Genomic DNA, 12,229 nt, shown 5'->3' with positions numbered 1-12,229 from the left:
AATAATGATTAAAAAAAAAACAAAATGAAAAAAAATATTCTAATAATAATGCTGTTTTATACAGGGATGATCTCAGCACAGATTGCCATTGAGAAACCTCAGGTAGATGGAGATGGTCTTTTGGATTTTGCTGCTAATACAACAAAAGGTATTTTATTACCCATTGTAGAAACGCTTCCTGCCAATGCTGTTGCGGGAACTCTTGTAATGGATAAAAATGATAAAACAATAAAAATGAATGTGGAATCTTCCTGGGTGTTTTTAAGTGATGAAGGTTCTATTACGAGTGCCGTTTTTAATACCAATGAAGAAATTCCAGGACAAAATAGAATTATCATGGGGGCGAGTACTACGACTGCTCCGGGAGTTTTGGTATTGGAATCCTCAACAAAGGCGCTTATTTTACCTAAAGTAGCTGTCCCTCATACCGTTGTCAAAAGTCCATATCCGGGAATGATCTGTTATGATACGGTGAGTAAAACGATGGCTGTATTTGATGGATTGAAATGGAGTTATTGGAAATAAAAAATGTAAGGCCGAAGGAATATTCTTCGGTTTTTTATTTTTCAATCTTTACACGTTTTTTTGAACTAGTTCAAAGGATAGGTATTTAGGATGTGGTAATTTTGCTCCATAAAATATAATCAATGAGAAATATACTGAAAAGGACACTAATTTTATGTCTGGTTTTACTATCGCTGATATCAACGAACGCACAACAAAAAAGAAAAATGGAAAATACTGCATTATTAATTATCGACGTACAAAATGATTACTTTCCCGGAGGAAAAATGATATTAGAAGGAGCTGAACAGGCAGGTAGAAATGCTCAGCAGGTTTTGGGGTATTTCAGGAAAAATAATCTTCCTGTATTTCATATCCGTCATATTTCAACCAATGAGGGAGCTTCTTTCTTTTTGCCAGGAACTTCAGGAGCAGAAATACATCCTTTGGTTTCTCCTTTAGCTAATGAGATGATCATTGAAAAACATTTTCCTAACAGTTTCAGGGAAACAGATCTTTTAAAATATCTGCAATCAAAAAACATTAAAAACCTTGTTATTACAGGAATGATGACAGATGTTTGTGTAGAATCTACGACAAGAGCCGCTTTTGATTTTGGTTTCAAGAACACGATTATTGGAGATGCTACAGCAACAAGAGATCGGGAACTTAACGGGCAGACCATAAAAGCCTCAGAAGTTCAACAGTCTTTCCTCGCAGGAATATCTGCACTGGGTGATCTTTATGCGAATGTCATCAATACAGAGGATTTCTTAAAAGGAAAATAAAGTTCACCAACTTATTAATGAATAAAGATATCAGGAATATGGGTATCTTTATTTTTGTTAAATCATATTATGTTCAAACAGCTTTATGACAATATCAGTCATTATATTGATCTTTCTGAAGAGGAATTCAGTCAATTTTCCGGACCTTTTCAATTAAAAAGTTTTAAAAAGAAAGAAACAGTTCTGAAAGAGGGAGAATATTGTCTTTTTGAAGGCTTTGTACTGAATGGATGTTTCAAAGTCTATTATCTTAATGAAAACGGATTTGAACAGACTCTCTATTTTGCAATAGAAGGGTGGTGGATCACGGATATAGACAGCTTACTGAATGATGTCCCAAGTATTCTGAATATTGAAGCCCTTATGGAGAGTGAAGTACTGATGATTTCAAAAAAGATAAGGACGCGCTTTATGAAACCATGCCGCAAATTGAAAAGCTTTTCAGGATCATGAATCAGCGGTCATCAGTGGCATTGCAGAGAAGAATTCTTTCTTTAACAGGAAAAACGGCAGATAAACGGTATCTTGAATTTCTTGATAAATATCCTGGTCTTGAGCAGAAGCTTACCCAGCAACAGGTGGCATCCTATCTTGGAATTACCCATGAGTTTTTAAGCAAGATCAGGAAAAGAATATCTCTTGAAAAATAAATGAGTAACTGATTGTTTTTTTAGGTGAAAGCTGGTGGTAATATTTGAACATATTTTTCTATCTGAAATAAAAAGTATTACTCTGAAATAGAAGTTTTCAATCTCTGGTATAGGTATTATAAATCCTTATTTCTTCGGTGTTAGAAATTGATTTTTTCATAATAGCTTCAATATTATTAAGAATAGTTCAAAATAAGGCTAGCAAGGCTCAAAATGACAAAAAACAGCTTTTTTTCAGCTCTTTATGGTTTATCATCCTTATTTTTGCATGTCAAGTACATATCAACATGAAGAAGCTCCAAGATATTATTATCTCAACCAGGACAATGGCTGTATTGTTACTGGTTTATGCATTCGCAATGGCCTATGCAACGTTCTTAGAAAACGACTACGGAACTCCTACAGCAAAAGCATTAATTTATGAGGCGAAATGGTTTGAACTCATTATGGTGCTGCTTATCGTTAACTTCATAGGGAATATCGGAAGATACAGACTGTGGAAAAAGGATAAATGGCCCGTTTTGGTTTTTCACCTTGCCTTTGTATTCATTTTTATTGGTGGTGCCATCACAAGATACATCAGTTTTGAAGGGACCATGCACATCAGAGAAGGGGAAACATCCAATGAAATCGTAACGGATAAAAACTTCCTTAAAATCCAGATCGAGGAAAAAGGAGATGTGCTAAACTACCAGGATATTCCTTACCTGATGTCTCCACTTCACAAAGATCTTAATGCTACTTACGATTTCCACGGAAAAGAAGTAAAGATCTTTGCAAAAGAATATATTCAGAGAAAAAAAGACAGTTTACTGGCTGATCCTAACGGAACTGAATACCTTCACTTAGTTTCAACAGGAACAACAGGAAGACAGAATATTTATATCAAAGCAGGAGATACAAAATCCATTAACGGAACTTTGGTAACTTTCAACAGAGCTATTGATGGAGCTGTTGAATTCAAAAACGAAGGGGGGAAATTATTCATCAAGACTCCAGTAGACGCAAGTTACATGACCATGGCAACACAGGCTACCGGAAATACTGTAAAAGATGAATTCCAGCCTTTAGCATTGAGAAGTTTATACAGCATCAATGAGCTAAAGCTTGTAGTACCTGAAGGCCTTAAAAAAGGGAAACTGATGGCTATTGAAGGGGACAGAAAGAAAGATGCTGCTGTTCCGGATATGCTTCAGATTGAATTGCAAGGGCCAAAAACAAAACAATTGGTTGATCTTTCCGTTGAAAAAGGAAATCCAAATGCTTACAAGCAAATTACGATGGACGGGTTAAACATTATGGTTGGATTCGGACCAAAAGTATACAATACTCCTTTCGCATTGAAATTAGATGATTTCGTGATGGAAACCTATCCTGGTAGCAGCTCTCCGAGTGCTTATGAAAGTCACGTGAAAATTGTTGATGAAGGAAAAGAAACCCCTTATAAAATCTATATGAACCACGTTCTAAACTATAAAGGTTACCGTTTCTTCCAGTCAAGTTTTGATCCGGACAGAATGGGAACTGTATTATCTGTAAACCATGATTACTGGGGAACTTTAATTTCTTATATCGGATACGGTCTTTTATTCTTAGGAATGTTTGTGATCTTCTTCTGGAAAGGAACACACTTCTGGAAATTAAATAAGATGCTGAAAGACGTTAATAAAAAGAAAGCTGCAGCAGTACTTTTATTGTTCTTAAGCTTAGGGTTAAACGCTCAGAAAATTGAAACCCATGGAACTACTGACGGAAGCAGAGACCATGTACATGTAGAAGGTGACGGGCATACACACGCAGCACCGGCTCCTCAAGCTCAAACATCTCAGGATAGTGAGATGAGACAAAACTCATTAGCCTCTCCAATGGGGAAAATGAGAACCATTTCAGCGGATGAAATTATTTCGAGAAATAAAATCAGCAAAGAACACGCAGAGAAATTCGGTTACCTTTTGGTTCAGAACTTTGAAGGACGAATTATTCCAATGAATACACAGGCTTTGGAAGTTTTAAGAAAACTTTACAAGCATGACAGCTTTAAAGGGACAGACGGAAAATCACTGGATGCTAACCAATGGTTCCTTTCAATCAATACAGATACAGAAAGCTGGACATCAGTTCCTTTAATCAAAGTTGATGAAAAAGGAGGAAAAGCACTTCTTGAAAAAACAAAAGCCAATGAAGAGGGGTATACTTCTTTACTAAATTTATTCCCGGTAGATAAGAGAACAGGAATGTTAACTTATATTCTGGAAAAAGACTATAACACAGCTTTTGCCAAAAAACCAGGAGACCAGTCTGAATACGACAAGCAGGTAATTAAACTTAATGAAAGAGTTCAGATTTTCAATGAATTTTTCAGTGGTCAGTTCTTGAGAATTGTTCCTGTGAAAAATGATGCAAACCACACTTGGCACTCTTGGCTGGATCAGAAATTTGAACCGGACATGGAGTCTCAGCAGGTAATGGGACCTTATTTTTCAGAAGTAATCGGGGCACAGAGATCCGGAAACTGGAGCAAAGCAGATACTGAATTGGTAAAGCTTTCAGACTATCAGAAAAAATGGGGGAAAGCCGTAATTCCAGATCAGTCTAAAGTAGATCTTGAAGTATTCATGAACAATGTGAATATCAACTTCAAATTATTGATTTTCTATACCATTATTGGAGGACTTCTTTTAATTCTAGGTTTTATTGAGCTATTCAAGCCTAAGAAAGCTTTAAACAAAGCTATTAAAGTAATCATTGGTATTGGATCTATAGGATATGTATTCCACTTCCTGGGTCTTGTTGCAAGATGGTATATTTCAGGACATGCGCCTTGGAGTAACGGATATGAAGCGATCATCTTTATCTCATGGGTAGGTATTTCCGCTGGATTTGCATTATATAGAAATTCAAACGCTTTGATTCCTGCTTCAGGTTTCATGGTAGCGGTTATCATGATGGGATTTGCACACGGAGGTTCAGCACTTGATCCGCAGATCACACCACTTGTACCAGTATTGAAATCTTACTGGCTGATTGTTCACGTAGCGATCATTACATCTAGTTATGGCTTCTTCGCCCTGTCGATGATTATTGCTGTACTATCTTTAGTATTCTATATTATTTCGAGCAAAGAAACATACAAAATTCACCACGATACCACATTGAAAGAATTGGTAATTGTTTCTGAAATGTCATTAACGGTAGGTCTTTTTGCCTTGACAGTAGGAAACTTCCTTGGAGGGATCTGGGCGAATGAATCTTGGGGTAGATATTGGAGCTGGGACCCGAAAGAAACCTGGGCTTTCATTTCCATCATGGTATACGCTTTTGTATTACACATGAGATTAGTCCCTGGATTAAGAAGCAGATGGGCATTCCATGTAGCAACTATGTTTGCTTTCTGTTCAATGGTAATGACCTATTTTGGGGTAAACTATTACCTGAGCGGGCTTCACTCCTACGCAGCAGGAGATCCGGTACCAGTACCAGCTTGGGTATACATCGGAATCGCTACAATGATTACTTTAGCTGCTGTATCTTATTTCAAGTTTAAAGCTTTAACAAAGAAATAATCTTTTAGAACATACAACTCAAAATCCCGGAATTCATTTTCCGGGATTTTTTTGTGTAATAAGAAATAAAATACAGAGTTTTCTTCGAGATGAATTATGAATAATTAGAACTGTAGCCGTATTTCAATATCTGAAATTTTAACCACAGATTCTGATAAAAAAAGAATGCAATATAATTTAAAAAATAAAAAATAGAGTATAAGCATCTGTGAAAATCTGTGCCATCTGTGGTTTAATTAAGAATTCAACTCGTAATTGCAGGCGTAGATTTCAAGCGCATACCATAAATAGCAAATCTTATTTTCATCAAAAAAACAAAATTTATCATTCAGAATCCAAAAATTACTGCTATCTTTATGATATCAAAATAATATCAAATTAAAAATTCAATCATGGAAAAAACATTAAAACCTATGTCAGGTTATCTTACATTAGTCATCTGTCTGATACTCTTTGTTGCTGCTGCTTACTTTTTTATTTCAGGAGTAGATCAAAGTGCTACATTCGTTGTTATTTCAATGTTGTGCTTGTTGCTTGCTTTCTTTTTCTTAAAAGGGTTAATGATTATTCAGCCTAATCATTCAAGAGTATTGAATTTCTTCGGAAAGTATGTTGGAACCGTAAAAGATAACGGGTTATTCTTTATCAATCCATTATACTCATCTCAGAAAATGTCATTGCGTTCAGAAAACTTACAGGGACAAACTTTGAAGGTGAATGATAAGATGGGAAATCCTATCGAAATTGCAGTAGTAATGGTATGGAAAGTAGGAGATACTTATAAAGCAGCTTTTGATGTTGAGCGTTATTCAGATTTTGTAAGAATGCAGAGTGAAGCAGCTGTACGTCATTTGGCGATGAGTTTCCCTTACGATAATTTGGAAGACGATCATGCTCCGATTACATTGAGGGAAGGCGGAGACAAAATCAATTCTATTTTGGAGCAGGAACTTACAGACCGTCTTTCAAAAGCAGGAATCGTAATTCAGGAAGCAAGAATTTCCCATTTAGCGTATGCTTCTGAAATTGCCGGTGCAATGCTTCAGAGACAGCAGGCTACAGCTATTGTAGCAGCAAGAACAAAAATCGTGGAAGGAGCAGTAGGAATGGTAGATCTTGCGCTGAAAAAACTTTCAGAAGAGAATATCGTTGAACTTGATGATGAAAGAAAAGCAGCGATGGTAAGTAACCTGATGGTGGTACTTTGCGGTGAAAAAGCGGCAACCCCGATACTGAATGCAGGAACGCTGTATAATTAATCAAAATAATCAATAATTTCAGGTTTATCAGAGTTGTAAATCTGGAATATAATCCAATGCATCTTGCATCAAAAACAAGAATAAATGAAATCAGAAAAAGCTCAGAACACTTCGGAAAACAAAGGCAAAAAATCCTTTGTCTTAAGGATAGATGAGTCTACTTATAAACTCCTCGAGAAATGGGCCAACGATGAATTCAGAAGTGTAAATGGTCAGATTGAATATTTGCTTCATCAGAGCCTTGTTAACTCAGGAAGAAAGAAAAAAGAGTAGCTGGTAGATGAAAATGGCGAACGAAAAGACTTTTTCAAACCATTTTCAAGTCAATAAAAGAGTGTAAACAGGTTTAATAGATGAAAAATTCGTTATTTTAAGACGCTTTGTTTATCAAAAAAACATTTAATTAACCCTAACCTTAAAAAGAAAGCAGAGAAAATTTTCTCTGCTTTTTTATTTCATACAACTTTGAAGCGAATCTGCTCCAAAGTAGAATATTACGAGCCAAATCAAGCCTTTAATGGTAAAGAAAGCAAACCCTGCCCATCCCACACGCTTGAACCACTTTTTAAACTTTGAGTTATTTTCTTGTGAATTTTCCATTGGTGACTGTCAAAAAGATTACCCTACAAAGATAAGCATGTTTATAATTAGTCCAAATAAATAACATATTAAAAAATTAAAGTTTTGAGGTTCGCATAATATTTTTATCTTTAGAGAGAACGAAAAGTAAGATTTTATGTCAAAAAAAGTAAAGGATTTCGGAATCGAAAAAACACTCAAAAACCTTGGTATTAAAGAAGAGAATAAAGGGACTTCAGTGGGCGGTAAATATTTCGCTTCAGGAAAAACGATTGAAAGCGTATCTCCTGCAGACGGGAAATTAATTGCTAAAGTAAAGACTTCCGGAGAAAGTGATTATGACAAAGTAATTGAAACGGCTCAAAAGGCATTTCAGGAATTCAGGCTGATCCCAGCTCCTAAGAGAGGAGAGATTGTAAGGCAGCTTGGTTTAAAGTTAAGAGAATATAAAGATGATCTTGGAAAACTTGTTTCTTATGAAATGGGTAAATCTTTGCAGGAAGGGCTTGGAGAAGTACAGGAAATGATTGATATCTGCGATTTTGCCGTAGGACTTTCAAGACAGCTTCAGGGATATACAATGCATTCGGAAAGACCTGGTCACAGAATGTACGAACAATATCATCCGCTTGGGGTGGTGGGAATCATCACTGCATTCAACTTCCCGGTAGCAGTATGGTCTTGGAATACGGCTTTAGCTTGGATCTGTGGTAACGTTACCATCTGGAAGCCATCAGAAAAAACTCCGCTTTGTGCGATTGCATGTCAGAATATTATGAATGAAGTTTTGAAAGAAAACAATCTTTCAGAAGGAATTTCAAGTGTATTGGTTGCTGACCATGAGATTGGACAAAAGTTGGTAGATGACAAGAGAGTAGCTTTAGTATCTTTCACAGGTTCTACAAGAGTAGGAAGAATGGTTTCTTCTAAAGTAGCAGAAAGATTCGGAAAATCTATCCTTGAATTAGGGGGTAATAATGCGATCATCATTACTAAAGAAGCAGATCTTAACATGTCTATCATTGGAGCGGTATTCGGAGCGGTAGGAACTGCAGGGCAAAGATGTACTTCTACAAGAAGACTGATTATCCATGAAGATGTATATGATGAAGTAAAAACAAGATTGGTAAAAGCTTACGGGCAGTTGAAGATTGGAAATCCATTGGATGAGACCAACCATGTAGGACCACTTATTGACGTTGATGCTGTAAATCAATATCAGGAATCTATCAAAAAATGTAAAAAAGAAGGTGGGAAATTTGTTGTTGAAGGTGGCGTTTTATCTGGAAAAGATTACGAATCCGGATGCTATGTGAAGCCTTGCGTTGCTGAAGTAAAGAACTCTTATGAGATTGTTCAGCATGAAACTTTTGCACCAATTCTATACTTAATCAAATACAAAACATTAGAAGAGGCTATCGCTATTCAGAATGATGTTCCACAGGGATTATCTTCTGCGATCATGACACAAAACCTAAGAGAAGCAGAATTATTCCTTTCTCATGCAGGTTCAGATTGTGGTATTGCGAACGTTAATATTGGTACTTCAGGTGCTGAGATCGGAGGAGCTTTCGGAGGTGAAAAAGAAACCGGAGGTGGAAGAGAGTCAGGATCAGATGCCTGGAAATATTATATGAGAAGACAAACCAATACTATAAATTACACCACACATCTTCCTTTAGCACAGGGAATTAAATTTGATTTATAAAAGCTTTACTTAAAGCAGCCAAAAAACTATAAAAAACTTAATAACCTGAATGATTACATGCTCAGCCTTTTGATCGTTTCATCATTCACTTATTAAATCACACAACAATTTATTATGGAACACACATTAGATATACAAGCAAATAAAGTTAAAGAAACAGTTGGAAAACATGTGTTGGCAGATGGTTTCGATTTCGTGATGGATATTGAAAAATCACATGGATCATGGCTTTATGATAAACTTACAGACAGAGAGTACCTGGATATGTTCTCTATGTTTGCATCAGCTTCCATTGGGTACAACCACCCGTATCTTGTAGAAAGATCAGAATGGTTGGGAAGAATGGCTGTCAACAAACCAACATTGGCAGACGTTTATTCAGAAGAATATGCTCACTTTTTAGAAGTATTCGAAAGAGTAGTAATTCCTGAAGAATTACAATATGCTTTCTTTATCGAAGGGGGAACTTTGGGGGTTGAAAATGCATTGAAGGCTTGCTTCGACTGGAAAACACGTAAAAACTTTGAAAAAGGTCTTGATACTGAAGCTGGAATCTGTATTCATTTCAAACAGGCTTTCCACGGAAGAAGTGGGTATACTTTAAGTTTAACAAACACTTCAGATCCTAGGAAATACCAATATTTTCCAATGTTTAACTGGCCAAGAATCTTAAATCCGAAATTATCATTCCCGATTACAGAGGAGAATCTGGCAGAAACAATTAAGAATGAGCAATTAGCTTTAGTTCAGATTGAAGAAGCTATCCTGATGAATCCTAATAAGGTAGCTTGTATCATCATTGAGCCTATTCAGGCAGAAGGTGGTGACAACCATTTCAGAGATGAATTCTTGTTAGGCTTAAGAAAAATCTGTGATGACAATGAAATCTTACTCATATTTGACGAAGTTCAGACAGGTATTGCCATTACAGGAAAAATGTGGGCTTTCCAGCATTTTACAGCGAAGCCGGATATCATTTCTTTTGGTAAAAAAGCTCAGGTTTGCGGGGTATTAGCCAACAAAGAAAAATTTGACGAAATTCCTAATAACGTTTTCAGAGAAAGTTCAAGAATTAACTCTACATTCGGAGGAAACTTTATTGATATGCTTCGCTTCCAACTGGTAATGGAAGTTATTGAAAAAGAGAATCTTGTTGAAAATGCAAGAGTGGTAGGAGATTTCCTATTAGAAAGCTTAAAAGCCATGGCTGACAAATATCCTTCAAAGATTTCCAATGCAAGAGGAAGAGGACTAATGTGTGCCATTGATCTTCCTTCCGGAGCAGACAGAAACAAAATGATGACTGAATTATTCAATGATGGATTGATTATTCTTCCATGTGGAGATCAGTCTTTACGTTTCAGACCACATCTGAATGTTACTAAAGAAGAAATTCAATTAGCATTAGATAAAATTGAAAATAATATTAATAAAATTTAAAAACAAAGATTTGTAATTTTCGAAAAAACATTGTACATTTAGATACTCAAACAATTAGAATATGGAAAGAAGTACGAGAGTATCAGTTTACGAAAGTGATAACCCTTCAGAAATTCAGTTGGTTAAGTCTAAATTGGATGACGCTCAAATTACAAACTCTGTTGAAAACAACTATCTGACATTTACCACAACCCCTACAGCAACATCGCTAAAGGTAATGGTGGATCTGGAAGATGAGAAGAAAGCATTTGAAATTATTGATGCTTATCTTCAACAAAGTGAAAATTAATAAAACAATTTCATAATTTTAAATTTTACTACTTCGAACCGAAAATTAATTCTTAATTAATTTTCGGTTTTTTAATTAAATCAATCATTAATTCATTAAAAAATTAAATGTTTAAAAGATGACTTGAAGAACTATGTTCGCTTATTCAACGACGAGGTCGCAACCTTTGCTTACTCAAAATTTTAAGCCTTATAAATAAATCTTTGCGTTAATAAAAATTGGGCTTTAGTTAAGATAATTAGAGATAAATAGTTCAGAATTTTACCTTTTTACCTTTATGTTTTTTAATCAAAATCAACAACATGAATCCAGAAATCAAACTAAGAAAATCGGAAATTGAAGACAGAGACATTATTTGGGGAATCATCCAACAGTCCATTGAAAGAAGAAGACAGGATGGAAGCACACAGTGGCAGAATGGCTATCCAAATCTTGGAACCGTAGAAAGTGATATAGCGAAAGGTTTCGGATATGTGCTTACAGTAGACGGGGGAAATTGCGGTATACGCTGCTTTGATCCTTAATGATGAACCAGCCTATAGTAAAATTGAAGGCGCATGGTTAAGTGACGGAGAATTTGTAGTGGTACACCGTGTTGCTATTGATGAAAAGTTTGCAGGGCAGGGAATGACAAAGAAGCTTTTCGATCATATTGAAGATTTCACCAGAGATAATGGAATTCAGAGCATTAAGGTAGATACGAACTACGATAATATTGCAATGCTGAAAATTCTTGAAAGCAAAGGATATTCGTATTGTGGAGAAGTTGTTTTGGCAGACGGACTGAGAAAAGCTTATGAGAAGATTATAATTTAAGCAAAAAGTTAAATCCAATTTCATTGAATTTTTAAACCACGCTGTATTTATAATGTCTATCAGCTTTGTTCGTTTGGTTCTGAACTAATTTTTACTTTTGTTCAAATTTTTATATTATGCACCAAAGTATAGAAATTGATGAAAAAATTTTTCAGGATGCCGTAAAATTCTACGGCACCATTTTCAACCTACCCCCATTAGCTTCAAAAATCTATTCCTACCTTCTTTTTGATTATGAGAAAGTAGGAATTACTTTTGACGAGTTTGTTGAAGTGCTCTCTGCGAGCAAAAGTTCTGTTTCCACTAGTATTTCATTACTATTGAATGCTCAGCTTATCGTAGATCATAACAAGATGGATGAGCGGAAACGGTATTTTTTCATCAATGATGAATACAAAAAGATCCGATTTGAGAAAATTGTCCAGAAAATGCAGGACGAATTAAGACTACTAGATGATTTAAACAATTTTAAAAAAAGTAAAGACGATGGATACAACGAAAGAATAGAAGTTTACAAAGCACTCTTAAATAAAAACATAGAAAATATTCAGGAATCTCTTAATAAACTATAAAATGAATAATAAGCTAGTTATACTTTCCATTGCAGCGCTTTCTCTCACAGCCTGCAAAAAG

Annotated in this window: 11 protein-coding genes and 1 pseudogene; all 12 read left to right on the top strand. The window is 35.5% G+C overall.

The genetic code is table 11. From position 1 onward, the window contains the following. Window positions 1-24 precede the first annotated feature (24 nt). The 12 genes and pseudogenes from H5J24_RS11015 (at window position 25) to H5J24_RS10965 (ending at window position 12,168) form a co-directional block, all read left to right on the top strand. Complete coding sequence (locus tag H5J24_RS11015; protein WP_068943154.1) at window positions 25-525, top strand: hypothetical protein; 501 nt, start codon at window positions 25-27, stop codon at window positions 523-525. Window positions 526-731: 206 nt separating this feature from the next. Continuing rightward, complete coding sequence (locus H5J24_RS11010) at window positions 732-1,292, top strand: cysteine hydrolase family protein (protein ID WP_068945080.1); 561 nt, start codon at window positions 732-734, stop codon at window positions 1,290-1,292. Between the two features lie 69 nt (window positions 1,293-1,361). Continuing rightward, window positions 1,362-1,745, top strand: a complete 384-nt coding sequence (locus tag H5J24_RS11005) for a Crp/Fnr family transcriptional regulator (protein ID WP_346729975.1) — start codon at window positions 1,362-1,364, stop codon at window positions 1,743-1,745. Beyond that, window positions 1,742-1,942 carry a cyclic nucleotide-binding domain-containing protein gene (locus tag H5J24_RS25940; protein ID WP_346729974.1) on the top strand — a complete coding sequence of 67 codons (201 nt, stop codon included), beginning with the start codon at window positions 1,742-1,744 and terminating at the stop codon, window positions 1,940-1,942. The genes H5J24_RS11005 and H5J24_RS25940 overlap by 4 nt, the downstream gene beginning before the upstream one ends. A 287-nt stretch (window positions 1,943-2,229) precedes the next feature. Further along, entirely contained in the window at window positions 2,230-5,505 is a 3,276-nt protein-coding gene (locus H5J24_RS11000) for a cytochrome c biogenesis protein CcsA (RefSeq protein WP_068943156.1), read from the top strand. A 392-nt stretch (window positions 5,506-5,897) separates the two neighbouring features. After that, the gene (locus tag H5J24_RS10995; RefSeq protein ID WP_068943157.1) at window positions 5,898-6,764 is read left to right on the top strand and encodes an SPFH domain-containing protein; all 867 of its coding nucleotides are present in this window, start codon (window positions 5,898-5,900) and stop codon (window positions 6,762-6,764) included. A gap of 84 nt (window positions 6,765-6,848) precedes the next feature. Continuing rightward, window positions 6,849-7,037, top strand: coding sequence for a type II toxin-antitoxin system antitoxin (locus H5J24_RS10990; protein WP_068943158.1), 189 nt, complete (start codon window positions 6,849-6,851; stop codon window positions 7,035-7,037). Window positions 7,038-7,500: 463 nt separating this feature from the next. Beyond that, entirely contained in the window at window positions 7,501-9,051 is a 1,551-nt protein-coding gene (gene amaB / locus H5J24_RS10985; protein WP_068943160.1) for an L-piperidine-6-carboxylate dehydrogenase, read from the top strand. 114 nt (window positions 9,052-9,165) lie between these two features. Further along, window positions 9,166-10,491 (top strand): L-lysine 6-transaminase, encoded by a 1,326-nt coding sequence (gene lat, locus H5J24_RS10980; protein ID WP_068943161.1) that lies wholly within the window; start codon window positions 9,166-9,168, stop codon window positions 10,489-10,491. 61 nt (window positions 10,492-10,552) lie between these two features. Further along, a complete protein-coding gene (locus H5J24_RS10975; protein ID WP_068943162.1) occupies window positions 10,553-10,780 on the top strand; it encodes a DUF2007 domain-containing protein in 228 nt (75 codons plus the stop codon). 302 nt (window positions 10,781-11,082) lie between these two features. Continuing rightward, window positions 11,083-11,596: pseudogene (locus tag H5J24_RS10970) on the top strand (N-acetyltransferase family protein). Between the two features lie 116 nt (window positions 11,597-11,712). Next, on the top strand, window positions 11,713-12,168 hold the full coding sequence (locus H5J24_RS10965; RefSeq protein WP_068943164.1) for a transcriptional regulator: 456 nt from the start codon (window positions 11,713-11,715) through the stop codon (window positions 12,166-12,168). Window positions 12,169-12,229: the final 61 nt, after the last annotated feature.

The sequence above is a fragment of the Chryseobacterium capnotolerans genome, assembly GCF_021278965.1.
GTDB classification, from domain to species: Bacteria; Bacteroidota; Bacteroidia; order Flavobacteriales; family Weeksellaceae; genus Chryseobacterium; species Chryseobacterium capnotolerans.
Note: the sequence above shows the minus strand (reverse complement) of the source record. Positions and strands in the feature narration are given on the sequence as shown.